18 protein-coding genes are annotated in these 24531 nt (G+C 47.7%); 5 read left to right on the top strand and 13 right to left on the bottom strand.

Annotation, left to right across the window (positions count from 1 at the left end; genetic code table 11):
• The first annotated feature begins 88 nt into the window (after positions 1 to 88).
• Complete coding sequence (locus tag Q365_RS0100600) at positions 89 to 877, top strand: HAD-IA family hydrolase (RefSeq protein ID WP_028021515.1); 789 nt, start codon at positions 89 to 91, stop codon at positions 875 to 877.
• 59 nt (positions 878 to 936) lie between these two features.
• On the opposite strand, the gene opgC is transcribed toward Q365_RS0100600, so the two are convergent.
• The 3 genes from opgC to Q365_RS0100585 form a co-directional block, all read right to left on the bottom strand.
• Positions 937 to 2511 (bottom strand): OpgC domain-containing protein, encoded by a 1575-nt coding sequence (gene opgC, locus Q365_RS0100595; protein WP_028021514.1) that lies wholly within the window; start codon positions 2509 to 2511, stop codon positions 937 to 939.
• A 217-nt stretch (positions 2512 to 2728) separates the two neighbouring features.
• Complete coding sequence (locus Q365_RS0100590; protein ID WP_028021513.1) at positions 2729 to 4843, bottom strand: methyl-accepting chemotaxis protein; 2115 nt, start codon at positions 4841 to 4843, stop codon at positions 2729 to 2731.
• A gap of 359 nt (positions 4844 to 5202) precedes the next feature.
• Positions 5203 to 6726: an FMN-binding glutamate synthase family protein gene (locus Q365_RS0100585; RefSeq protein ID WP_028021512.1), complete on the bottom strand. Its 1524-nt coding sequence runs from the start codon at positions 6724 to 6726 to the stop codon at positions 5203 to 5205.
• 297 nt (positions 6727 to 7023) lie between these two features.
• On the opposite strand from Q365_RS0100585, the gene Q365_RS0100580 reads away from it, so the two are divergent.
• On the top strand, positions 7024 to 7560 hold the full coding sequence (locus tag Q365_RS0100580) for a DUF924 family protein (protein ID WP_028021511.1): 537 nt from the start codon (positions 7024 to 7026) through the stop codon (positions 7558 to 7560).
• Between the two features lie 77 nt (positions 7561 to 7637).
• On the opposite strand, the gene Q365_RS0100575 is transcribed toward Q365_RS0100580, so the two are convergent.
• The 4 genes from Q365_RS0100575 to Q365_RS0100560 form a co-directional block, all read right to left on the bottom strand.
• Positions 7638 to 8501: an ABC transporter permease gene (locus Q365_RS0100575; RefSeq protein ID WP_028021510.1), complete on the bottom strand. Its 864-nt coding sequence runs from the start codon at positions 8499 to 8501 to the stop codon at positions 7638 to 7640.
• Between the two features lie 4 nt (positions 8502 to 8505).
• Entirely contained in the window at positions 8506 to 9366 is an 861-nt protein-coding gene (locus Q365_RS0100570; protein WP_028021509.1) for an ABC transporter permease, read from the bottom strand.
• 9 nt (positions 9367 to 9375) lie between these two features.
• Positions 9376 to 10485 (bottom strand): ABC transporter ATP-binding protein, encoded by a 1110-nt coding sequence (locus Q365_RS0100565; protein WP_028021508.1) that lies wholly within the window; start codon positions 10483 to 10485, stop codon positions 9376 to 9378.
• 104 nt (positions 10486 to 10589) lie between these two features.
• Positions 10590 to 11654 carry an extracellular solute-binding protein gene (locus Q365_RS0100560; RefSeq protein WP_028021507.1) on the bottom strand — a complete coding sequence of 355 codons (1065 nt, stop codon included), beginning with the start codon at positions 11652 to 11654 and terminating at the stop codon, positions 10590 to 10592.
• 444 nt (positions 11655 to 12098) lie between these two features.
• On the opposite strand from Q365_RS0100560, the gene Q365_RS0100555 reads away from it, so the two are divergent.
• A complete protein-coding gene (locus tag Q365_RS0100555) occupies positions 12099 to 12374 on the top strand; it encodes a DUF3081 family protein (RefSeq protein WP_028021506.1) in 276 nt (91 codons plus the stop codon).
• Positions 12375 to 12500: 126 nt separating this feature from the next.
• Here Q365_RS0100555 and Q365_RS0100550 read toward each other — a convergent pair whose 3' ends face one another.
• A complete protein-coding gene (locus Q365_RS0100550; protein WP_028021505.1) occupies positions 12501 to 13583 on the bottom strand; it encodes an acyltransferase in 1083 nt (360 codons plus the stop codon).
• A gap of 380 nt (positions 13584 to 13963) precedes the next feature.
• Here Q365_RS0100550 and fusA point away from each other — a divergent pair, with 380 nt between their 5' ends.
• The gene (fusA, locus tag Q365_RS0100545; RefSeq protein WP_028021504.1) at positions 13964 to 16048 is read left to right on the top strand and encodes an elongation factor G; all 2085 of its coding nucleotides are present in this window, start codon (positions 13964 to 13966) and stop codon (positions 16046 to 16048) included.
• Positions 16049 to 16169: 121 nt separating this feature from the next.
• On the opposite strand, the gene Q365_RS0100540 is transcribed toward fusA, so the two are convergent.
• From Q365_RS0100540 to Q365_RS0100530, 3 genes are all read right to left on the bottom strand, one after another.
• Positions 16170 to 16631 carry a DUF302 domain-containing protein gene (locus Q365_RS0100540; protein WP_028021503.1) on the bottom strand — a complete coding sequence of 154 codons (462 nt, stop codon included), beginning with the start codon at positions 16629 to 16631 and terminating at the stop codon, positions 16170 to 16172.
• 379 nt (positions 16632 to 17010) lie between these two features.
• Complete coding sequence (locus Q365_RS0100535; RefSeq protein ID WP_028021502.1) at positions 17011 to 17703, bottom strand: response regulator; 693 nt, start codon at positions 17701 to 17703, stop codon at positions 17011 to 17013.
• Positions 17704 to 19263: an ATP-binding protein gene (locus Q365_RS0100530; RefSeq protein WP_028021501.1), complete on the bottom strand. Its 1560-nt coding sequence runs from the start codon at positions 19261 to 19263 to the stop codon at positions 17704 to 17706.
• Positions 19264 to 19452: 189 nt separating this feature from the next.
• On the opposite strand from Q365_RS0100530, the gene Q365_RS0100525 reads away from it, so the two are divergent.
• Positions 19453 to 21003, top strand: coding sequence for a cytochrome-c peroxidase (locus Q365_RS0100525; protein WP_028021500.1), 1551 nt, complete (start codon positions 19453 to 19455; stop codon positions 21001 to 21003).
• Between the two features lie 247 nt (positions 21004 to 21250).
• Here the strand turns inward: Q365_RS0100525 and Q365_RS0100515 are convergent, their stop codons facing one another.
• Together Q365_RS0100515 and Q365_RS0100510 are read right to left on the bottom strand one after the other, a co-directional pair.
• Complete coding sequence (locus tag Q365_RS0100515; protein WP_028021499.1) at positions 21251 to 21436, bottom strand: hypothetical protein; 186 nt, start codon at positions 21434 to 21436, stop codon at positions 21251 to 21253.
• A gap of 156 nt (positions 21437 to 21592) precedes the next feature.
• Positions 21593 to 24328 carry an alkaline phosphatase family protein gene (locus Q365_RS0100510; protein WP_035024376.1) on the bottom strand — a complete coding sequence of 912 codons (2736 nt, stop codon included), beginning with the start codon at positions 24326 to 24328 and terminating at the stop codon, positions 21593 to 21595.
• Positions 24329 to 24531: the final 203 nt, after the last annotated feature.

The raw sequence follows: 24531 nt of genomic DNA, 5'->3' as shown, positions 1-24531 counted from the left end.
TCTCCCAGATAGGGCTAACCCTCATTGCGCAAGCCTGCTTGCTATACGGGAACGCGCTCACAAACACATCATTACTTTGGAGTGACCTATGTTGCCAGCAACAGAGGTGAAAGCCGTTGTTTTTGAATTGGATGGTACCCTCGTTGATACTGCCGCAGACGTCTGTCTAGCGGCGGAAGAAATGTTGGCAGATCTGCGTCTGCCAAGTTTAAACACGGAGCTTGTTCGTGATTGGATGGGTGATGGCACAGACAGGTTGATCCACCGTATTCTGTCTCGCAAGATCGACGGCGTGGTGCCCGATCCGATCTTTCGAATTGGAAGCGCACTCTTTTTGAAAGCATACCAACGTTGTAACCACGCGAGTGCGGAACTGTACCCTGGCGTGCAAGCATGTTTACGTCAACTCACGCGAAAAAATGTTCCCATGGTGGTGGTGACCAATCAAGCGACGTCATTGGCTAACGACATATTGATTCGTTTAGGGATCCGCAATCATTTTGCATTGGTGCTCGGACGAGACGCGCTTCAGGAGCCAAAACCCTCGCCAGATGGATTGTTAGAAGCGGCATTGTTACTTCACGTCAATCCCGATCAACTCATGATGGTGGGAGGCAATGTGAATGATGTGAACGCGGCGCGATCGGCAGGGAGTCCTGTTGTTTGTGTGAGCTACGGGTTTAATTACGGCGTAGATATTCGCTATTCGGCTCCGGACGAGGTGATGGATTCTCTTGCTTCTCTTCCCGCTTACGTGAATAAAGGCATGGCGGTGTCGACAAAGGTTAGGCCCGAGAAACCGCGGCGTGCTTCTAGTCGAACTAAACCGCCTACTCGGCGAGGGGCATCCTCCCATTCAACGAAAGAGAAGCGCTGATTAGCGCTTCTCCTTCTTCTGCCTGTTGATGGCGACTGTGATGTTTTTGTTGGCAGAGGTTAGGGCATATTCACCAAGTGGATGGTCTTGGCTTGCGCCTTGTTGTGAGAGAACTTAATCATGTCGAAGGTGGGTGGTGCTTGAAGAACGGGGTTGTTACTAAAGCCAAACCCTTCGGTTGGAAATCCGTCAGCATTGAAAGACAGCATCATATTTTCATCGAGATCCTGAAATACCATGATGGCATATTCTCCAGACTGTATCGGGTCTAACGTGACACCATTGCGCATTTGCTCAGTGGTATAAGACCCAAAGTGCTCACTCGGCACACCCTTTAAATCATCCGTTTCTTTGTAGATAAGAAGATGCATTGCAGCATCGTCTTCTTTGATGTCTTTAATGGTCACGGTGAGAGGGTAGCGTTGACTGACGTCGAACACGTCAGCAGCGTCGGATGAGGCTTCTTGTTTCGTGCTAACAAGGCTGGCTGTCAGAATTAGCGCAAATGTCGAGGTAAGCAAAGCGCCTTTTGGCAGCGTTTTTGATGTTTGTTTTCGACTCTCTTGCCACCATGCTGCTACCCATAGCGTTACGGTGAATGCTAAAACCAGAGCGGTGTAGTAAGAAGAAAGTCTGACTGAATTCAGGAATGGCGCGCTGGCAAAAATCAAGATGGTTTGCCACGTGAACACTTGGAGTGAGTATTTACCGATATAACCTAGCGGTTTGAAGGCGAGAGCATTGGGTGCCATGCGAATAACGACCGCGATGAGGTAAATCCAAGCTGCAAGATTCAGTAAACGCAACCAACCCAATTCAGGTTTATCTGCGAGATCGTACAATACGCCTTGATGAATTCCCCATGACAGAAAAGCGTTGTGATGGGCTGCAAACATGACGATAGCAAACACTCCCGCCAAAGCAGCGACGGTTGGGTGATACCAACGCAGCGTGCCTTGCCGTTGTGTATAGCCCAATGCTGCGCCAGAGACAAAGAGAAGTTGCCATGCGAAGGGGTCAAAGTATCCAAATTGGACGGTGAGATCCGGAGATATGGGGGCGAGTAATGCGGATACCGCTGATGAAGTGATACTGCCACTGAATGCCCAAACCACAATGCTGCTTGCGACTACTAGCCATAAATACCCTTTGCGAAACGCGACGAGCACGAGCGGCAGGATCAGCATGAACATGACGTAAAGCGGTAAAATCTCCAGAAAGTCGGGTTTGTTGATGAGTAATGCACTCAGGACAAGCGTTGAAATAGGCGCATCAAGAAGATTATTGAAACTACTACCGAGAGACGTTACTGCCGAAGGATAAGCAAAAGTACACAGGGAGAACCAGAGGATCACGACAAGCAGGCTAGTAAGGTGGTATGTGTAAATGGTGGAAGCCCGACTCAGTATTTTTTGAGTCATTTCGCGGTTTGAATACTCACTGCGACAGTATACCCCGCCCGCCAAAAGGCCAGAGATAAAGACAAACCCTTCCGCTGCACCAAATTGACCCAAAGGTTGTAACGAAAAGTATTGAAGTACGCTCCGACCGCCACTGATCCAGATAAGATGGTTGATAGTCATCACCACCAGAAGTAATCCGCGAATACTGTCGAGGGCAGGTATCCTTTTCATGACATTTCTCCTATCAATCTATTGCGAGATATTCTATTGAAGGAAAAAATAGGGAGCTTGATAGAAGTTGCTGTTTTGAATGAAAAAGCGTGTGCTTTAGATGCAATTGTTACATGGCTCGAAGAAGAGGCTGATTGGGTGTATGCAATACTAAAAAAGGGGCACTCAGTGCCCCTCAAGAATTCTGCATACTGCAGATTTATGCATTATTGATGGATTACACCGTAAAATGGCTGACCATTTTATCGAGTGACTCTGCGGTGTCTTTCAATTGCTGGTTGCTGCTTTGTGATTGGTTTGCAGCGTCTGAAAGTTCCGTCACCACTTGGCTAATCTCAACCAAATCTTGGCTGACTTGTTCTGACACCATACTTTGTTGGATAGCAATGCTAGCAACTTCAGTATTCAGAAAGGAAATATTATCCACTTCATCGGTCACTTGTGTCAGTTGAGCCGCGGCATCATTGGCCAGTTCTACGCAGCCTTGCGCACTTTGACTTCCAGAATCCATGGCTTCAACGGCACTTTTTGCATCCACTTGAAGTTGGTTGATGAGGTCATAGATTTGCTGGGTAGACGATTGGGTTCTTAGAGACAAAGAACGTACTTCATCTGCAACGACCGCAAAACCGCGACCGTACTCTCCTGCTCGTGCAGCTTCAATAGCAGCATTTAGCGCTAGCAAGTTAGTTTGGTCGGCAATGCCTTTAATGACATCAATAATGCCATGAACGTTCTGGCTGTTTTCACCTAAACGGGCAATGACACCAGACGTTTCCAAAATTTCCGTTTCTAGCTTCACGACGGCTTGCTGAACGTCAGACAGCATACGCTGACCTCGAACTGCTGCATTCTGCGTCGTCGATGCAGCAATGGCCGCACTTTCTGCATGTTCCGCAACGGTTTGAGCTGTTGTGCTCATCTCTGTTGCAGCGGTAGCGACTTGATTCACCATTTGCATTTGACGGCTGACGCCCTCAAGCGTTTGCTGAGAGACCGCAGAAGATTGAATCGTGCTATCAGAAACGGCGTGGCTGGTGGTAATCACCTGTTTGATCACCTGCTGGGTTTGATCCAAGAAGGTGTTGCAGGCACGCGCGAGTTCGCCCGTTTCATCTGTTGCCCTTGCTTCTTCGGTCAGTCGACGAGTGAAATTGCCGTCGGCTACCTGAAGCATAAATTGTGCAGTGCTTCGAAGTGGAGACGCGATACGACCTGCAATCATCCAAATCAGCGCAATGTTAACCAGCAAGACGAGCACACCCATCATCAGGGAAATGAGCGTTTGGTCGCGTTGATCTTCCACCGCCTGTGTTTGCAGTGCGATAACATTTTTGAGTACTAAGGTTTTATCGAGTGTGACGACCAATGACCATGGTGCGGTATCAGCATTAGGCTTCACTGGGATCATCGCGGTAATGCGTTGAGCATCATCACTGATGAAACTTTGATAGCCATTGCGCCCCAGTCTTGGTGCCCAATGTGTGGCATCGCCACGTAGTGTTTTTACGGATTTCCCTAAGGCTTCGTCTTCGCTGTCAGCAGCGATAGTGCCGCGATCAGTGACCAACATGACGTGACTTTGGCCGCTATATAGACGCTGACTTAGCGATTCTGCCACCTGCGATAGAGATTGGAGCGAAATATCTAGACCTGTGATGCCGACAAATTGACCGTTAACAGTAATTGGGGATACCACGGAGGTAAGCAGGACATTCTGCCCGTTTACTGGATACACATACGGATCGAGTAGGCAGTTTTTGTTGCTGTCGCGGGAGCAAAGGTAATATTCGCCGACTCTCGCCCCGCCATCGCTGCGGGATTCATCCGCATAACCTGTCAACGGCGCTAGTTGGAAGCGTCCAGAAGCATCACGGATCCAGTTAGGAATAAAGCGACCTGAATCGTCATGCCCAATCTGATTAGCATACAGACTGTCATTGCCATCCAATGCATTGGGTTCCCACGCGGAAAAAACCCCAAGCGCGTTGTCGTTGCTGCTGAGTAAACCTTGCAGTTGATGATTTAGGCTTGCGCGAAGCGTGTCGCGAGTATTTGCTTCATTGCTATTTTGTAAGCGCGCGAAGTTTTCAGCAAGTAATGAAGTTTGAAGAAAACTGTCTGAAAGCTCGTCAGCAATAAGTTCAGCCGCATTGCTGAGTTCAGCTTCCAATCCGTTGTTAAACATTTCCAGCAGCAAGGCTTGGTTTCGTTCATTCGATTGCGTTTGCAATTGCGTGGAAGAATAGAGAGAAAAAGCGGTCATGGTGCTAATAGCAACTAGCGTGGCAATCCCAGTGAAGAGCGTAATTTTGTGTTTTATGGACTTCATAAAGTGTGTCTTTAGGACCGTAAATTAAGGAACTAAATTAACCCATACTTCTACAAATGGTGAGTCTGTGACTATAAGGGCATAAAAGGCGCGCAATATTCATTGAAGTTGATGGGAATGTCCATATAAGTCATCAAAATAAAATAGTCTTTATCGTCAACAATGACTCATATATTGGAACTCCTGTGTGTTTTGTTTATTTTTTTGAGCTCTTCGTGCGATTTCATTGTTTAATCGGATAAAACGGATTTTGAACTGAGAGGGGAAACGAAAGGAAAACGATGGTGTGGCGTGCGTGAACGGGAGCGGATTCGGCCCCCCTAAAACAAGAGGCCGATATGTGCTATTTGATGATGTGTTTAGTGCAACTTTTGTTGATATTCAGGCTTAATGTCAGCCGGAGGGTGCATTTCATCCAATGACTGCGGCAAGCCATGATCATTGATCATCTGGGCATGAAATCGTCTTAGACGACGAGGTTCTTTCACGCCGCATGAATGGGCAATAACACCGACTTCATACATCATGTTTTTGGCGTAATGAGCCACCCGCTCAGCCTTATCGTTTACCACTAGCCCTTTATGCAATTTCGGATCATGGGTAGTGATGCCCGTTGGGCAGGTGTTTTTGTTGCATTGCAGTGCTTGAATACAGCCGAGTGAAAACATGAAGCCACGTGCTGATACGATAAAGTCGGCGCCAATACACATTGCCCACGCAACTTCAGCAGGGTTAATGAGCTTGCCGGATACCATCACTTTAATGCGTTGTTTCAAGCCGTAGCTATTCAGCATGTCGACCAATAATGGCAGGCTACGTTTAATGGGAAGCCCCATGTAGTCCATGAGCGACTGAGGCGCGGCTCCAGTGCCGCCATCCGCGGAATCTAGAGTAATAAAATCAGGCGCTGACTCAATACCACGGGCATGAATTGCCGCCATTAAATCATCGAGCCAGCCGTATGCGCCGATCACGGCTTTGAAGCCGACGGGCTTTCCTGTGACTTGTCGTATTCTGGCGATCATGTCTAATAATTCATCAATGCTTTGAATGTCGGTATGACCGTTAGGACTAATTGAATCTTGTCCTTCTGGTATGCCGCGAATGGCAGCGATTTCTGCATTGACTTTGTTGCCTGGGAGAATCCCACCTTTACCTGGCTTAGCCCCCTGACTCATTTTTATTTCAAACATACGTACTTGATCATGCGCCGCGATCTCCTTGAGCTTCTCATCGCTCAAGTTACCGTTCTCATCGCGTACGCCGTATTTCGCCGTGCCAATTTGAAAGATGATGTCTGCGCCGCCTTCTAGGTGATACGGTGATAAGCCGCCTTCACCCGTGTTCATCCAAATTCCTGCTTTGTTAGCGCCTTTGGAAAGAGATAACACCGCAGGTACGCTCAGCGCACCGAAACTCATGCCTGATATGTTGAAAAAGCTTGATGTTGTAAAAGGCTTACGCGCAACGCCTTCGCCGATTGTCACTTCACTGGCAGGGGCAGTATCTTCCGTCAGCGTTGGAAACGGGCAGTTAAGGAAAATGATATCGCCCGGCTGATTCAGTGGTCGGGTTGAACCAAATGCAATGGTGCTATCCACGTTTTTGGCTGCGCGGTATACCCAACTGCGATGCGCACGATCAAAGGGGAGTTCTTCCCGATCTTGTGCGAAAAAGTATTGGCGAAAGAATTCACCCATGTGTTCAAACCAGTAACGGAATCGCCCGATAACGGGATAGTTTCTGCGAATGGCCTGCTTGGTCTGGGTAACATCTCGAATATAAATGTAGATAATCGCCAATAATCCGCAGCCGATAAAAAACACGAACAGTGCCGCGCTTATTTCGAGTATGCGTGACGCCCAATGGGTAACAACGTCCATTTTGTATCCTTCTTGGTTTATGCCAAAGTTTAACTAGGCCACTTGATGAGGTGACTACCTCCAAAGACCGGACTGACTAGGATAAGCTTTCGGGATTTATCGTGAGCCTCGTAAACTGAACTGAGGGAATCTTTTTTCATGTCGAACGCGTCGCCGCTTTCGGTATCGATGGAATTGGAATCGCAGGAAGATGGTTGGAACAGGTATCAAATTATCTGGTACGTGACATTACAAGTTGTGGGTTTACACTAAGCTGAACGTCGAGGACATTCGTCGAATAATGGCAGGGAGATGGTGATGTATAGAAAAGTGCTGACATTTTGGTTTGAAGAACTGACCTTAAAGCAATGTTTTGCCAAAGACGAAACTATTGATCGAACCATTGAAACGCGCTTTTCGGCGGTATTGGAAGCGGCATCGCGGGCAGAGTATTTTAATTGGCGAGAAGAACCAACGGGGCGTCTTGCCGAAATCATTGTATTGGACCAGTTCTCGCGCAACATTTATCGAGATACGCCAAAGGCATTTTCTCAGGATGCGTTGGCATTGGCGCTCGCGCAGGAGGCAGTTTCTCTCGGGATAGATAGAGAACTACCGCCGCTTCAAAGAAGTTTTCTCTACATGCCTTACATGCACAGCGAATCTGCGTTGATTCATGAAGAAGCGTTGCGGCTGTTTAACCAAGTGGGACTTGAAAATAATTATGAGTTTGAGGTCCGCCACAAAGCGATTATCGATCGTTTTGGTCGCTACCCTCATCGAAACGCCATTTTGGGTCGCGAAAGCACACCGGAGGAATTAGCATTCTTGGAGCAACCGGGGTCTAGCTTCTAATTTTAAGAAAGGAAAGATTTGAGAAGAGAACCCTTGCGCTATCGCAACTTGCTTTGTGGCTAAGGGTTCTCGGTTGGTTAGTCGATGCGGTTGCCTCGAGATGAGACCCAGATACTGGCAAGCGCAAGTATTCCTGAAGCCACCATTAACAGCAGCGATACGGCGTTTATTACTGGCGTTGAGCCTTCTCTAAGCCGATCGAACATGGCAATGGTGAGTGGTGCGTCCGAACCCACGAGCATCAAGGTGGTGTTAAAGTTCTCAAACGACATCAAAAACGCAATAATCCCCGCACCTATCAATGCCGGTCGCAAGAAAGGCAGTGTGATGGTAAAAACCGCTTCTGTTTTGGTGGCACCAAGATTGAGAGCGGCTTCCTCTAAGCTGAGATCAAATTTACGTAAACGTGCTGCAATGACCAAGGTGCAGATGGTCGTGATAAACGCAAATTGGCCTAACACCACAAGCACTAACCCCGGTCGCATCCACTCAATGTCCCAACCAATGTTGTCTTCTATTCCATTGGCGATGGTGCTACTCATCAACAAAATAGACACCCCTAAGATCACGCCAGGAATAACTAACGGCAATAGAAGAAGTACATAGCAAAACCCTTTAAAGCGAAAATCAAATCGTTCAAACAGAAACGCATTGGTGGTGGCAAAGACCAAGGAACAGAGTGTCACGGCAATGGCCACAAACAGACTGACACCAATACCATCGGTGAGTTCTCTGTCGTTGAACACGCCTAGTTTCGGGGCTTGTGTTCCTGTGAACCAGTCAATCGTAAATCCGTTCCAGGGTAGCGAGGGAAACAAACTGTCGTTAAAGGCAAAAACAGCCACGACGATCAGGGGCAGCATCAGAAACAAAAAGAACATCGCCACGTAGGCTTGATAGATGCGACTAAATGATTTGTTAGTCGGTAGTGAAGGGATCATCTTGTCACCCCATAGTCTTAACGAAGGATTGGCGAGTCAGCTTTAAGCCGCCCCAAACCATCAGTGATGAAAGCGCTAACAGCAAAATGCCGAATGCTGAACCTTGCTCCCAATTAAAGCGGGTAATGAATTGGGTAAAGATTTGTTCGGTAAACCAAAGGCTATCTTTACCGCCCAGTAATGTTGGAGTGAGGTAGTTACCAAGCGTAAGCATAAACACGACGATGCACCCAGCTACAATGCCGCTCATGGCATGGGGGATAACCACTTCGCGCATCACATCCCAACTGCTTCCGCCTAAATCATACCCCGCTTCGATTAGGCTGTTGTCCAAGCTATCAAGGGTGGTAATAAGTGGCACCACCATAAATAACATGGAGGTATAAACCAGTCCCACCATGATGGTGGCGTCGTTGTATAGCAACTCAATCGGTTGATCCACCACGCCGATGGCTTGAAGAAACCCACTCACTAACCCTGATTCGCGAAGTAATATCATCCAACCGTAAGAGCGCACTAGCTCACTGACCCAAAATGGCAGTAAGCAAGCAACAAACAAAAGGCTCTTGGCTTTTCCCTGACACACTTTTGCAATGTAAAAGGCGATAGGGAACGCAATAACCAAAGTCAAAACGGTGGCAAGCAAAGACATCACGGCGGTGCGCATAAATGTGCGCCAATACAGGGGTTCACTAAAAAATGTGGTGTAGTTTTCCATACTCAATACGGTAGCGCCGCCAACCGCACGATCATGAATCGAGATGGAGAACATCTGAATGTGGGGCAAAATGATCAGCAACATGAGCCAGAGCAAAAAGGGCGTAAGCAACAGAAATAGGGCGAGCCGATTGCCTCGTTCAATCATGGTTTTCTCCTATTTCATAGACGGTAAGCAGCGCGAAAACTGCGCCTGCCAATGGACAAAAAGGGAGTCTCCAGGGCAGATCTGACGGAACGCTTCCGTTTGCGGCAGTTGCACAGAAAATTGCGTTTGGTGTTGAGGGCAATCCACGACTAATTGGCTGCGAGAACCGTCAAACAGAATCTCTTTTACCGCGACATCAAAGCCATTGTCAGCATGGGTCGGTTTGGCATTGGGCAACGCAATGCTGATGGCTTCTGGGCGAACAAATACATCGGAACGTTCACCAATACTCAATGGGCTTCCTGCCGTTGCTTGCATGATGTCGCCGCCTTCACCGGTTAACGTCACGATGTTGCCATTGATTGCCGTCACTGTGCCTGAGCGTTGATTGTTTTCGCCCACGAATTTGGCAACAAATGCTGTGGCGGGTGAATAGTACAGATCTTGCGGTGTCCCAACCTGTTCAAACTCCCCCTGATTCATGACAGCAACTTGATCAGACATCACCAGCGCTTCTGATTGGTCATGGGTGATGTAGACAAAGGTGGTACCAAATTCTTGCTGCAAATGCTTGAGCTCGACTTTCATTTGCTCGCGCAATTTTAAATCCAGTGCGCCGAGAGGTTCATCAAGCAATAGTACGTCGGGGTTAAGTACGAGACACCGAGCGATGGCGATGCGCTGCTTCTGACCGCCTGATAGCTGCGAAATTTGCTTTGGCCCACTACCTGAAAGGCCAACGCGTGCCAGCACTTCGTCAACTTTTTTATTGATGTCAGAGGAGGGCGTTTTGCGTCGGCGAAGGCCGTAGGCAATGTTCTCTGCCACTGTCATGGTTGGAAACAGCGCCAAATGCTGAAACACCATATTGACGGGGCGGCGATTGGGGCTGATGTCGTTTACCCGCTTACCTTTGATGAAAATGTCGCCGCTGGTGGCTTGTTCGAAACCGGCCAACATGCGCAGTAATGTGGTTTTGCCGCAACCTGAAGGGCCAAGAATAGAGAAGAAACTGCCATTGGGCACAGTAAAATCGATGTTGTTCACGGCCGTGAATTCGGCGAAGGATTTAGTCAGTGCCCGACATTCAAGATCAGGGGTGTGTTGCTGTTCATCCATGAGCGTACCGCCAGTTGGTTCTTGCTAGGTCACGATTCTTATTAGCAAAGAATGTGATAAAAACGGCCTGTGTGAACCACAGGCCGTGATGGGAAACGGTTAAATTAGTTGGCTGCCTTCACACGGTCGAGAACCAAACCTTCCATTTCTTCCAACCCAGCAGGCACGGTCGGATACCATTTGATGTTATCGATATCTGCTTGTGGGAAGCTGGTTTGGAATTGCGCCTTGGCTGTGTCGTTAACGAAGTTATCTGCGCCTTTCGAGGCGGTGAAATTACCTGCTGACTCAGTGATCTTTGCGGCCACTTCTGGTTGGTTCACAAAGTTGATCCATTGATATGCCGCATCGACTGCTTTGGATTTTTTCGGAATGGCAAAGGTATCTATCCAACCCAGAGCCCCTGATGCTGGCGCGACAAAGTTGATGTCCTGATTGTCACGATTCACCTTCCAGCCGCCAGCATCCCATGCCATTGCGCCCACAACTTCACCCGAGCGGACAAGGTTAAGTAGCTCATCACCGCCAGACCAATATGCTTTTACGTTTGGCTTACATGCGACCAATTTGGCTTCGACTTTATCCAAAATGGCCTTGTACTCTTCAGGATTATTGTATGCAGCAAACGGGTCTTCACCCATGGCGAAAGCGAAGCCGATCAAGGTAGGACGTTTAAGACGGTAAGAAACCTTTCCTTTAAACTGATCGTTACAAAGGTCGGTATAGTCTTTAATAACGCCAGCATCTTTTGTGTTAATGACGAGTCCGCTAGTACCCCAAATGTGCGGAACACCATAAACTTCACCGTCTAATGCCGTGTTCTTCTTTGTTGCATCAACCATAGATGGAATAAGCAGTGAAGTGTCTACTTTACTCATGTCGATAGGTTGATAGATCCCAAAATCACGCTGTGCACCAGTAATACGGTCTTGGCTAGGTTGAACGAGATCAAACCCCGCCCCTCGTGTTGCACGAAGTTTTGAGATCATGTCTTCGTTGTTTGATTTGGTCACTTTCACGTCTATGCCGGTTTCTTTCTCAAACTGGTCAATCACTTCCTGCGGTGCATATCCACCCCAAGTCAACAATCTCAATGTTTCGGCATTCGCGACGGGTGCAGAGAGTAAGGTTCCTACTGCGAGCGCAGTAGTGATCTTTAAGCTATTCATTTTTCGTTCCTTTTGATGGGTACAGCGTAGGCGTCTTCCTTGCTGCTCAGAGCCAAATCAGCACGTTCTGCATCGAACGTTACGAATATCTCGTTTCGTTTTTTTTACAACTTAGTGAATTAGCTATGATCCAAAGGTGGGCAAATCGCCAATATGAAATACAACTTCTGTGAAGAAAGTCACCTGCCTATCAAAGAAAATATTCTTTATTTTTAATTGCTTGACCCTGTCTTACTTGCGATGCGCTTGCATTGAGAGTGACGAGTTATTCGTACTAAATGTCTAAAGAAGCCCGATTTAAAGCGGCTGTCGTATGGTTTCTGATCACTCTTTGACGCTTTCATTTTGGCTTTCGTCTTCTTTGAAAATCATACTGTTAACAGGGAACCGAGATGATCTCTTTGAACGCGTGACTGGCGCGTCTATCTATACCTGAGGTGCGCAATGAAAAATGAACTTAATGCAGCCAAGTTGTTAGCGGCGTTTGAAGTGGTGATGGAAAAAGGGACAGACACCGAGTTTGGGAAGATTTATGAAGGCGTCGAGGCATCAACGGATTACGATGGCTACAACGTCTTTTTGAAGGGCAATGGCGTTGAACTGCACATTGGTTTTCATAACACGTATGATCTCAAATACGATCAGGCCCATTTGAAAGACAGTTTTTTGAAGAAAATTGATAATCTAGTGCGCGACCAAATCGTTGATGACCACCACTAGCAAAAAAGTCCGGAAGCCCGGACTTTTCTTTTTGTACCTCTATATCTACCCAAGATATACCTAAGCGTCTTCAGGTTGCTTGGATATAGGTATTCTATTTCGCGGGCGTTGATATCACTTCGCGATTCACTGCGCTTTGGTCTTTGCTGTGCTGTTGTTGGAGGCGATATGCGCGCCTTTGTTTTCCATTTGCACTAAGAAACGAGTGAACGGCATTTTCTCAAGCGCCATAACTAAACCAAATGAAAGTAATAGGGTGAGCGGGGTGAGCAACATGTCCTTTGTTGGTCCATCTATACCGTTCGCGCCAAAGACGTTGAACAGTATAATCATTACTACGAAGTGAGCCACGTATACGCCAAGGACTCGTTGACTTAACGTGAATACAATCGGGTAGCTACCCCACTTAGGGTTGTTCAGCAATAGACAAAAAATACCGATGGCCATGAAAGGTGTGCCAAGCAGGAAGTCATGGGTCGCCATCCATATATCGTATTGACTCAAAAACGCACCTTCCGCAAGGCACATTAACAAACCTCCGATAAACATCGTGAGTGCGATGTTTGAAGATAACGTGATGTTTCTGCGGCGCAACTCAAACCCCGCAACCACCATGAGCAAGCTAAAGAAAGGTCCATTGCGGGTAAAAATTGGCGCATTGCCTTCAAGAATGACTTGGTAGCTTCCTGCACCGAGTCCCCACACGTAAAGACCCAACGCCAACGGCACCATCAGACTTTGCTGATTGTATTTGATAAGCAACGCCATAATGCCAAGGGCGCACAATAGACCCGGAATATACCAAAGGTGAACTAAGCCACCTTCGAAAAGTGTATTGAGTGGCGCCTCTAACAAGTAATTCCAATACCCGCTGCGTTCTGTCAAATACCCTTCGCTCATGACAACATCCATCCGGAAAGGTAACAGTAGATAGATAACGCTCCAGGCAAGCCAAATAATCATCAGTGGTTTGGCATAGCGACGGAAGGTATGCAAGGGATCTTGTGTCAGTTTTGGTTGTACAAAGTACCCCGTTAAAAGAAAGAAGAAGGGGACAGCAAAACGAGACAGTTGATTGAGCGCATCAGAGACTATATTGATGTTCTGACTATATGCTTCGCCGCGTAATGGTCCTGCATGGATGATGATAACGGCGAATATGGCTAATAGTCGGCCCATCTCCAACGATGAGATACGAGCAGAAGGCATGTAAATTCCTCGGGTTGATAAATACGCGCCGACTATAGGGATTTATTCACGCAATAACGAGTCGTTAATCTCGATTGTGAGATGGACGTAATCAAAGAGGAGTAACAGAGTTTCGGGTGGTTGAAAAAAAGCCGATCTGGAACCAGTAACTGTGTCGAAATGCTCAACCAGAATCAGGAACAACACCTACGCTGCCACGTTTTTATTTGGTTTGGCGGGTAGACCTGAGGAAACGGACGTGATTTGCTCTGAAACGTGTACAGAAAAGCGGCGAAAAAAACTTATCGAGGCTCGCTGCGCACTACATGTTTCTTTACGCGACAACGCCTGCTATAATCGCGGCCCTTATATAAGCCAGTAATTGTTTATAGAGACGAACAATGACAGATCTAAGTAAATACAGAAACATTGGTATTTTCGCGCACGTTGATGCGGGTAAAACCACTACTACCGAGCGTATCCTGAAGCTGACCGGTAAGATCCACAAGCTTGGTGAGGTTCACGATGGTGAATCTACTACCGACTTCATGGAGCAGGAAGCTGAGCGTGGTATTACAATTCAGTCTGCAGCGGTTAGCTGTTTCTGGAAAGACCACCGTTTTAACGTTATCGATACTCCGGGACACGTTGACTTCACCGTTGAAGTTTACCGTTCACTGAAAGTACTTGATGGCGGTATCGGTGTATTCTGTGGTTCTGGTGGTGTTGAGCCTCAGTCAGAAACCAACTGGCGTTACGCGAATGATTCAGAAGTTGCACGTATCATTTTCGTAAACAAACTAGACCGTATGGGCGCAGATTTCTTCAGCGTTGTTGACCAAGTTAAGAAAGTACTTGGCGCAACTCCGCTAGTTATGACTCTGCCAATCGGCCGTGAAGATGACTTCGTGGGCGTAGTAGACGTTCTTGAGCGTAAAGCGTACGTTTGGGATGACTCAGGTCTTCCAGAGAACTTCGAAGTTCAAGACATTCCTGCGGACATGGTTGACGATGTTGAAGCATACCGCGAAGAAATGATCGAAACTGCTGTTGAGCAAGACGACGAACTAATGATGGCTTACATGGACGGCGAAGAGCCTTCTATTGAAGAAATCAAACGTTGTATCCGTGCAGGTACTCGTACTTGTACGTTCTTCCCAACGTTCTGTGGTTCTGCGTTCAAAAACAAAGGTATGCAACTAGTTCTTGACGCAGTTATCGACTACTTGCCTTCTCCTACAGAAGTTGACCCACAGCCGTTGACTGACGAAGCTGGTGAGCCAAACGGCGAATACGCTATCGTATCTGCAGAAGAGCCACTACGTGCTCTTGCGTTCAAAATCATGGACGACCGTTTCGGCGCGCTTACCTTCATCCGCATCTACTCAGGTGTAATGAAGAAGGGTGACACCATCCTTAACTCAGCAACAGGTAAAACTGAGCGTATCGGCCGTATGGTTGAGATGCAAGCTGACGAGCGTAACGAACTGACTTCTGCACAAGCGGGTGACATCATCGCTGTTGTAGGTATGAAGAACGTTCAAACTGGTCACACTCTTTGTGATGTTAAGCACGAGTGTACGCTTGAGCCAATGATCTTCCCAACGCCAGTAATCTCTATCGCTGTTGCTCCTAAGGACAAAGGCGGTTCTGAGAAAATGGGTATCGCGATCGGTAAAATGGTTGCAGAAGATCCAACGTTCCAAGTTGAAACTGATGAAGAAACTGGCGAAACCATCCTTAAAGGTATGGGCGAACTTCACCTAGACATCAAAGTAGACATCCTGAAGCGTACTTACGGCGTAGACCTAATCGTTGGTCAACCACAGGTTGCTTACCGTGAAACTATCACTCAACAAGTTGAAGATAGCTACACGCATAAGAAACAGTCTGGTGGTTCTGGTCAGTTCGGTAAGATCGACTACCGCATGAAACCAGGTGAGCCAAACTCTGGCTTTACCTTCAAGTCTGTGGTTGTTGGTGGTAACGTTCCTAAGGAATTCTGGCCTGCAATCGAGAAAGGCTTCAAAGGCATGATGGATACCGGTGTTCTTGCTGGCTTCCCTGTTCTTGACGTTGAAATCGAGCTGTTTGACGGTGGCTTCCACGCAGTCGATTCATCTGCAGTAGCATTTGAAATCGCAGCACGTGGCGCATTCCGTCAGTCTATGCCTAAAGCTGGCGCGCAACTTCTTGAGCCAATCATGAACGTTGACGTGTTCACTCCAGACGATCACGTTGGTGATGTTATCGGTGACCTTAACCGTCGTCGTGGCATGATCAAAGATCAGCAAGCTGGCGCTACTGGCGTTCGTATCAAGGGTGACGTACCACTTTCAGAAATGTTTGGTTACATCGGTACCCTGCGTACAATGACTTCTGGTCGTGGTCAGTTCTCTATGGAGTTCTCACACTACGCACCATGTCCAGCGAACGTTTCTGAGAAAGTAATCGCTGATCAAAAAGAGAAAAATGCTAAGAAGTAATTCTTAACAATTCTCTATAAAAAAACCCGCATGCGAAAGCCTGCGGGTTTTTTGTTGTTTGATACTTTATGTTTTGATTCTGCTTACAGATTTAAAACAAGAAGAACCATTTGCGTCGAATCTAAGGCGAAGGTTGAGTAGCGAGCTTAGCCAAAGAGACCAGCGCCTTTTCCACCTTTTGCACCGTTAATCCGCAATCGTCGATCCGGTGACGTTGTGCGACATAGTTAGGGCTATTGTAGCCTAGCCAAACTTTACCCTTGGCATCCTCCCAAATCAGTGCTTTTTGCGGCAAATCGATACCAGCAGACTGGCTGCACTCCATGATGGGTGTGCCGACTTTTGGGTTGCCGAAGATCACCAATTCAGTTGGGCGTAATTTCAACCCTGCCTTCTGTGCGCCTTCAGCATGATTGACGCGTCCAATCACTTTGAGTCCGCGGGCTTTTGCCGCGACGATTAGACGTTCTGTCGTGACCGGAACACTGTATTGGCTTTGAATCTGAACCATGCCTTCTTGAGCGAAAGAAGGGATAGCAATGAATGCAGCCAGAACAATGACTAGTCGGAAAGGTGATTTCATAGTCTATTCCTTATTGCGAATACCTGAACGATATAGCGAATAAAAAAGGCTCCACTTTTCTTCCCATTGAATAAAGTAGTAATGCATGCCGACACATATAGACTAGCAAATTGTTCGGAATGTCACTGAAATACATAAGAGAATATTGGGATTGCCAAAATTAAATGGCATTTGTGGTGGATATCTAACGGGTGTTTGTAAATTTCACTAGGCATTGTAAGTCTGTGCTAATGAAACTAATTGACTACAAAATTCGCCACATTGCCGCGGCTGTCGCAGACCCATAAAAGCGTGTAACGATGTGTGCCGTTAAAACGTTAAGTGCTTTTTCTAGGGCTGCAAATGCTTGTGTGGCAATAGGTGCGCGCGGTCAAATTGTTCAAAGCATCAATTTGTAGCCGACACTGTAAACTGACTGTACAGGATCTCCTTTTGGCTTCACAGCGTTGAGCTTTTTTCGTAGCTTTTTGATGTGGCTGTCGATGGTTCTCTCACTGACCACGCGGTGATCTTGATAGATATTATCAATCAGCTGCTGGCGTGAGAAAATCCGACCGGGCTCGCTGGCGAGCAATCGGAGTAAATTGAATTCGATGGCGGTGAGTGCGATTTGGGTGTTGTGAAAACACACGTCATGTCGTACTTCATCGAGGGCCAAAATGGTTTGCTGGGGATCGTTATCGCCGTTTGCTTGGTTGCTATCGCTTGCGCTTGGCTGAACACGTCGAAGTACTGTTTTGACTCTCGCCACCACTTCTCTTGGAGAGAAGGGTTTACAGATATAGTCGTCGGCGCCGAGTTCTAGCCCGATCAATCTATCAATTTCTTCCACACGTGCCGTCACCATAATGATGGGAACGTTGGAGAAGGTGCGGATTTCCTTGCAGAGCGTTAAGCCATCTTTAACGGGCAACATTAAATCCATCAAGATAAGGTCAGGGCTGTTGGTAGCGACCCATTGCTTAACGCTTGCACCATCATAAAGCTGTGTGACTTGATAGTTTGATTTAACCAGATAGTCAGCGACTAACTGAGAAATTTTAGGCTCATCTTCGACAATCAGTATGTGCATTTACACCTCTCCATGCGATGAAGGTAAGTCTGCTCTGCCTGATGTACTTGCCACTTCTAGCGCTACGGTGACACGAAGACCGCCTTTGTCAGAATGTTTTGCGATAATCGTGCCATTGTGTGCTTCGACAATCTTCTTAACGATAGCGAGCCCTAGCCCTGCACCACCCGTTCTTCTGTTTCGCGAGGTTTCAACACGGTACAGCTTTTCAAATAACCTCGGTAACGCTTCATCGGGAACGGAAGGTGCAGTGTCATCAATGGTTAGGATGACGTTTGATGCTTCTCGCGCTAACGTGACGATGATTTCCCCAGGCGCATCCGTGTACTTCTCGCTGTTCTTCAAAAGATTTTCCAACAGCTGATGCAATCGTGTTTCATCTCCCTTGATATATGTTGGAGATACAGAAAGAAGTACGCTTATCGAAATCCTTTTATCTGCGGCAATAGCGCGGTAACGCTCGACCGTGTTCGTCACCAAGTCATCGAGATTACACAGCTTCATGTCATAACGAAACGCACCGATATCTGCGTTCGAGAGGGTGTAGAGATCTTCAATGAGCGTTTGAAGGTGCGCGACCTCTTCCTCAATGGAAGCGAGAGTGTTTTTATCGGCAGGGCGAACACCATCAATGATCGCCTCAAATTCCCCTTTGATGATGGAAAGTGGTGTGCGTAGTTCGTGTGCCGTATTGGCTAACCATTCTCGTCGGGCTTTTTCATTGGCGTCCAACGTGGTTGCCAATGTATTGATATCAATGGCTAGCTGGCCAATCTCATCGGTACCTTTTACGTCGGTTCGAGTTTGGTACTCGCCTTTAACCAGCCGCTTGGTGGTCGCTGCGATACGGTTTATCGGTGATGTGAAAATGCGGGAAAAGAAAAAAGCAGCTACTGCGCCAAGAACGAGGGCAATAGAGGCAAGAAGCAAAAACGCGTGCCGTTGGCTTTCGGCAAATGCAATATCGTAAGACGCTTCGGGCACCTTTGAAGGTGGCCAGGCAATGTAGCCAACTACGGTGTCATCAATCTTGATCGGCAAGGTGTCAAAGTCCTCTTTGTAGGGGCCAATCAACGGCGTAAGTGCGTCTGAAAGTAAACTGACTCGTACATCATTTGTTCTTCCTTTAAGGCCGCGTTTGTGAGGCGGTGCATCTCCTATTCTCGGTGCGGGGGCGTGATGATCGGGCGGTGGCAGATGTCCACGCCTTCCTTCTGGAGGAGGGCGTTTGGGTGGGAGACGATGACGTTTGGGCTGTTCGAATAGCGCTTCAACTTCCCACTCACTGAATTGTAATTGGGTAAAAGCCTCTGTTCTCTGTGAAAGTAACACCAGTTTTCGCCAGTAAAACGGTTCATTACGAAGCTGAGAGAAATCGCCTTTCCATTGATGGAAGCTGGCAAGGTTGTGAGTCAATGTTGTATATGTCGCGGCTTCTCGCTCGTTAATGTAGCGGATCATGCCATTATCAAAACTCCACTGTACGGCGCCGTACAAAAGCACCAGCACCATACCGAGTGTGACCAAAAAGCTGAGCCATAACCGAATGAAAAGTGACATGAAAGCTCCTTTTTGATGTCATTAAATGAGTATATACCTAAGCATCTTCAGCTTGCTTGGGTATATCGGCGTCAATCTGACAGCGAACACGGAATAGCCAAGTTGCACATTTGTTCCACATTTCGAATGCAATTTATCTCTAATATCGTCCTACGCTAAGAAAACGCTGTGTAAAATATCGGAGAAATCATGTGTAACAACGATAAGAATAAATACACCAATTGGCTGCTGATATTCGGTCTATGTGCAGGGTTGCAGGGTTGCGGTGGTGACGGCAATGCTGATGCGAACGGTGGTGCTGACAATACCAACGTCACGTTGACGGAAGAGCAAACAGCGCTGAACGCCATTATTGAAAATTTGAACTTGGCAGTTAGCCCGACGGCGGGGCGAACGATCCCTGATATTAATGATCCTCTGGCGACGCTGGGCCGGAAGTTGTTCTTTAGTAATAGCCTGAGTGGCGATCAGGATGTGGCGTGTGCCAGTTGTCATCACCCTATGTTGGGTGGAGCCGATGAACTGAGTCTTCCCGTTGGCGTGAATGCAACACAACCAGAAGTCTTGGGTGAAGGACGCGTAGATGCTGATGATTTGCCAGATGTGCCAAGAAACAGCCCAACCATTTTCAACATGGCATTGTGGGACACTGGCCTGTTCTGGGACTCGCGCGTTGAGAGCTCAGGAAAAGAAGCAGGGCAAAATGGTGCCGGTTCAACCATTAGCACGCCTGATTCTGGCTTTGGTGTGGCCGATGCGAATGCAGGCGATAACTTGGTGATGGCGCAAGCGCGTTTCCCCGTGACATCCGATGAAGAAATGAAAGATACAACGTTCGAAAATGGGTCAAATAATGACACCATTCGAAGCCACCTTGCCGCTCGCATTGGTGACTATGGCGTTGGGGCTGGCGAGCTAGCGACCAATCAGTGGCTTGCAGCTTTCCAAACCGGATTTAATAGTTCAGACGGCGCAACGACGTTAATCACCTACGACAATATCGCGAAAGCCCTTGCGGAGTATCAACGTTCGATGGTGTTTGTGAACTCCCCTTGGCAAAACTACCTTGATGGCGAGACCGATGCTTTAACCAATCTGCAAATTGAAGGTGCATTGTTATTTTTCACTGATACAACGCAAGGTGGTGCGGGGTGTGTGAATTGCCATAGTGGCATCCTGTTCAGCGACGGTTTGCACCACACTGTTGGCTTTCCACAAATAGGCCCAGGGAAAAATACAGGCGACGATGATGATTTTGGGCGTGAGCTGATTTCAGGCGACACCAATGACCGTCATCGCTTTCGTACCCCATCTCTCCTCAATATAGCGGTAACGGCACCTTATGGGCATGCAGGGGCTTATGGGAACATAGAGCGGGTATTGCGTCACTATGACAACCCGAGAAATACCGTGAATAACTATTTTAACAATGATCGACTGTGCGATTTAGATCAGTTTGAAAACGTGAGTAACTGCACTAGCCTGTATCCTGATGCGCGCTCGCATACGTTAGACGCCATTTCAAAACTGGAAGATGAACAAAACAATGGGACGTCGGAACTCAACAACGTCAATTTTGATGGCACTGAACGGGCACAGCTTGAAGCATTTCTCAATGCACTGACTGACCCTTGCGTGCTTGATCGAGCGTGTATGAGTGCGTGGATTGCTGATGAGGTAGATGATAATCCGGATGCTCAGGTCTTAATCGCGACGGATGAATTTGGTGCTCCTCTCTAGCGAATAATTAACGAAAAAAAACCGATGTAAAGCCGTGAAATGAACGACAGCACATCGGTTTTGTATCGATCTTTATGAACGATTTAAGCGCGAAGAATTACGCTTTTTTGATCGCTTTCTTGATCTGTTTTACTTTTGCTTTTGCTTTCTTCAATGATTTTTTCAGTTCTTTTTTAGTCTTAGCCATGTTGATTCTCCTTTAGTGGCTGATTAGAGAAACTTACCGGTACAACATACTCCGCCAAGCTTATTCCGAGTGGGTCAAAGACCCGTTTTCATTAATAAACTGTTTGATGAATCTTCGAATCTCTCGTGCGGATGACGTATCAAGGTCTTCACATAACGAGATGAACTCATCACGTTGCTTGCCATTGATACGAATGATTAGCTGACTGTCTTTCTTGTTTTCCGCACTTTTCTTTTTACTGCTCATCGCTATCACTTCGTGTAATGCGTTGCGTATACAATGTATATACATTTTTACGGGTGGGGCGAACAAGGCAAGCGTGAATCGCTGAGAGTGGGTTAAAGAAAAGCCACTATTGATGAGTGGCTCAATTACAGAAAGGGGTGATGTATCCCTAAAACGCTATTTTTCGAGATATTGGAGTAAAGAAGGAAATCCCCAACCGTCTTCTCCCACTTTTACTGGCTTGCCAGACAGGTATTCATACAGCGTTGGCGCAAGCGAACCATTCACCGCCGTTGGTATGCGTTTATCACTGGTGACTGGCGTTCCCCAGAAACCAATGAAGGCATCTTTTTCGTGGAAGTGCTCGCCAGCATGACGGCCCGGCACTTTGGTGTTGTAGCCCACACCCATGGCAGGGAACAAGTTGATGGTGCCAGCGCGATCTTCATCATAAAGGTGCGCTAACTGATTCACGCTGTCAGGCCGCGGTGTCAATCTCGTGAGTTGTTGCCACGTGCTTTCATCGCACCAGGTTTGCGGGTTGGCAGCATCTGCTTTGTTCATGCACTGTTCGAGCAATGTAGACTTCTCTTGCTGCTCTGATTTGCTTAGCGCTGCAGCATAAGGGTTGGCCTCATACAGATTCAATAGCACTGGGGGTTGGCCGTTTTTAGCATGATACAAGGAACGGTCGCCTTGGCGAGTAATGAACTCATCATGTCGAACACCGTCTTTCACGGCCACCAATCGCAACGTACAGGCTGACAAGCTGCAATCTTGTTCCCGTACCGCAAGGTAATCCAAACTGTCGCCAAGGCGTGAAGCGGTTTCGTGCACCATGTCTATCGCTGGGTCATTTTTCTGGGCGGACAATGGTTTCCAGACGATCAATTCACCATAGAGAGGTTGTGTTTCCCACCCACGTTGGCTGTTGAACAAATCCATCATGTAATTGCCGCCCGCGGTGGATGCCACAATCACATCAATCTCTTTATTGCTGGGGTAATCAAAGGTGTGAGTAATCTTTGGACCTTCACCTTCGTCAGACGAAATTTTGCGAAGACGCAAAGACATGTCGTAGTCCGATTGAATGCCCGCAAACACTTCTTTCTCTGGGCTGACGATATGGTAGATAGGCGACAAGCCATGATCCCCCGCCATGCCCCAAAGCACTTGATCGTACACCCCGGCTTTGCGGTAAACCGTTTCCATTTCCCCGAGCCAGAAATCTAAGCGATTAAGCTCGCCCGTCGGCGCGAGGATTTCATCCGCAAAGGGGCCAGTGAAGTGGGCGAAATGGTCGGCCCAAGGGTTATAGGCCAACACAAAGTCAGGCAGCCCTTTTTGAGAAAGCTGTGCGTAAACTTCCAGCTTGTCTTTAATGGTTAAGCGCTTGGTGGTGCGGGTCAGTGGCGTCCACCATGTGATGTCTTGATAGGCTTGAATGTCTTTGATTAAGCCTTCGCGCATTGAGTGAAGGGAGACTTCTATCTCGCCGCGCTGACGCAGATCTTTCAAGCAGCGTTGTTCGCCAAAATCACGTATCGCTTCCCCAAGACCAAGGTTGATCAGAGGATCGTAGCTGGATTGTGCATACCAATCATATTGGGCGTTGCAGTTAAGCGTGACGAGAGGGACAAGCCTTTCAAATTGGGTCTTTGCGCCGTTACCGCTGAATAAAGGGTCGAGCTGAATGGCGTCGTTACCAAAGAAGTAATAGGCCCGATCTTGTTCGCGATCGACAAAGTGGAAATTCGGGATGCCCGTGCCACCGTCTCCGGCCACGTTTGCCCCAGTTTTGATGATAGGCAAATTGCGGACGCTGATGGTGGGTGTGGTCGACACGCCATATTCCACGATGCCTTTCGCGCCGTCTTGATAAAGCTTGCTGAAAAACGGCAAGTAGCGCGGGTCGGTATAAGGTGTATCCGCAATCTCAAACAAGAAGGTGTTATCTGGCGTGTGGTCTGTTTGCGTAATGTCGACGCCTTTCGGCGCAAAGCGCTCGATGTTCTGTTCATCGCGCTTCACTTGCTGCAAGAAAGGCGAAGGTTGCTTGCTCACCAAGCCTTGAATCAGACCTTGTTGCAAACCATCGACCGTCATTTGGACGGCAAACGGGCGTGTGTTCTGATGGGCGAGATAGGCGAGTAGCCCCTCTGGATCATCGTCGAGCGCGTCTTGCATCCATTGATCGAGTGCGTCGATTTTTGCCCCTTCAAGCAGGTATTGGCGATAGCCTTTCAGCACGTTTAGTCGCACAAAGTCGACCAAACTGATGGTGATGGCTTGGGCGCGATTGTTCTCTTTGGTCTGGTTTTCAGGCTTGGCGTCATCAATGATGCCAAGAATGGCCGCTTTCATGTCGCCTTCTTCAAGGCTTTCGCTGTATTTAGTGAGCATCTTCACCAGCACTTGCTGCACGGTGGCGACCGTTTCTCTGTCCGCTTCGCTGTCAGTGAGGTATTGATATTGGTCTGGCAGCTCATCGCCATAAAGCAGTTTGTCTTTGCCAAACAGGGCATCATACAGCGTTACCAGCGCAGCGATAAATTGCCGATTCAGCAGCGCTTCTTCTTCTGTTTTGGGACCATGACTGCTTGAGTTAGACACCTCTTTTTTACCGTCGATTGAGAATAATGAATGCTCCCATTGTGCGAGCTCTGCTTTGCTGAAGGTGTCGAACAAATGTTGTTTGAAGATATCTTCATTGACCACTTCGCCGGTGTAGCGATCGTAAAAGCTATAGAGCAAGTGCCCGAGCTGGATCGCGTATTTCGGATTGGACAATTGAGAAATGACCCGAGCTTTCACGCTCGCATCGAGCGGCAAGGTCAACACCAGCGCATCGAGAGTCACGCCACCGACCGTAAACAACGCAATGTCACGGCTGGTGGCGGCACTGACGTTCATAGATTCGTAGATACCGGAGAAAACCAACTGGCTGCTGTTGTAAATAGTGCCGACGATAGGTGTACTGCCAAGATCGGTCTGGGTATTTGCAAAGGCAGAGAAAGGGGAGAAGGTCAGCGCGAAAGAGACTGCCGCTGCACAGCGTGTTAACGATTGGATGCGCGTCATGAGCCTATTACATTGTCATTGGGTATGACATAGAG

The sequence above is a fragment of the Enterovibrio calviensis DSM 14347 genome (assembly GCF_000621165.1).
GTDB lineage: Bacteria > Pseudomonadota > Gammaproteobacteria > Enterobacterales > Vibrionaceae > Enterovibrio > Enterovibrio calviensis.
This window is presented reverse-complemented; position numbering and strand designations above follow the sequence as displayed.

What these genes read in the sequence shown, in the direction of transcription:
- Q365_RS0100540 (WP_028021503.1), bottom strand. Translation starts at nt 16,631, where the DNA reads ATGAAATCACCTTTCCGACTAGTCATTGTTCTGGCTGCATTCATTGCT.
- fusA (WP_028021504.1), top strand. Translation starts at nt 13,964, where the DNA reads ATGACAGATCTAAGTAAATACAGAAACATTGGTATTTTCGCGCACGTT.
- Q365_RS0100530 (WP_028021501.1), bottom strand. Translation starts at nt 19,263, where the DNA reads ATGTCACTTTTCATTCGGTTATGGCTCAGCTTTTTGGTCACACTCGGT.
- Q365_RS0100560 (WP_028021507.1), bottom strand. Translation starts at nt 11,654, where the DNA reads ATGAATAGCTTAAAGATCACTACTGCGCTCGCAGTAGGAACCTTACTC.
- Q365_RS0100575 (WP_028021510.1), bottom strand. Translation starts at nt 8,501, where the DNA reads ATGATCCCTTCACTACCGACTAACAAATCATTTAGTCGCATCTATCAA.
- Q365_RS0100570 (WP_028021509.1), bottom strand. Translation starts at nt 9,366, where the DNA reads ATGATTGAACGAGGCAATCGGCTCGCCCTATTTCTGTTGCTTACGCCC.
- opgC (WP_028021514.1), bottom strand. Translation starts at nt 2,511, where the DNA reads ATGAAAAGGATACCTGCCCTCGACAGTATTCGCGGATTACTTCTGGTG.
- Q365_RS0100590 (WP_028021513.1), bottom strand. Translation starts at nt 4,843, where the DNA reads ATGAAGTCCATAAAACACAAAATTACGCTCTTCACTGGGATTGCCACG.
- Q365_RS0100565 (WP_028021508.1), bottom strand. Translation starts at nt 10,485, where the DNA reads ATGGATGAACAGCAACACACCCCTGATCTTGAATGTCGGGCACTGACT.
- Q365_RS0100510 (WP_035024376.1), bottom strand. Translation starts at nt 24,328, where the DNA reads ATGAACGTCAGTGCCGCCACCAGCCGTGACATTGCGTTGTTTACGGTC.
- Q365_RS0100515 (WP_028021499.1), bottom strand. Translation starts at nt 21,436, where the DNA reads ATGAGCAGTAAAAAGAAAAGTGCGGAAAACAAGAAAGACAGTCAGCTA.
- Q365_RS0100550 (WP_028021505.1), bottom strand. Translation starts at nt 13,583, where the DNA reads ATGCCTTCTGCTCGTATCTCATCGTTGGAGATGGGCCGACTATTAGCC.
- Q365_RS0100585 (WP_028021512.1), bottom strand. Translation starts at nt 6,726, where the DNA reads ATGGACGTTGTTACCCATTGGGCGTCACGCATACTCGAAATAAGCGCG.
- Q365_RS0100525 (WP_028021500.1), top strand. Translation starts at nt 19,453, where the DNA reads ATGTGTAACAACGATAAGAATAAATACACCAATTGGCTGCTGATATTC.
- Q365_RS0100600 (WP_028021515.1), top strand. Translation starts at nt 89, where the DNA reads ATGTTGCCAGCAACAGAGGTGAAAGCCGTTGTTTTTGAATTGGATGGT.
- Q365_RS0100535 (WP_028021502.1), bottom strand. Translation starts at nt 17,703, where the DNA reads ATGCACATACTGATTGTCGAAGATGAGCCTAAAATTTCTCAGTTAGTC.
- Q365_RS0100580 (WP_028021511.1), top strand. Translation starts at nt 7,024, where the DNA reads ATGTATAGAAAAGTGCTGACATTTTGGTTTGAAGAACTGACCTTAAAG.
- Q365_RS0100555 (WP_028021506.1), top strand. Translation starts at nt 12,099, where the DNA reads ATGAAAAATGAACTTAATGCAGCCAAGTTGTTAGCGGCGTTTGAAGTG.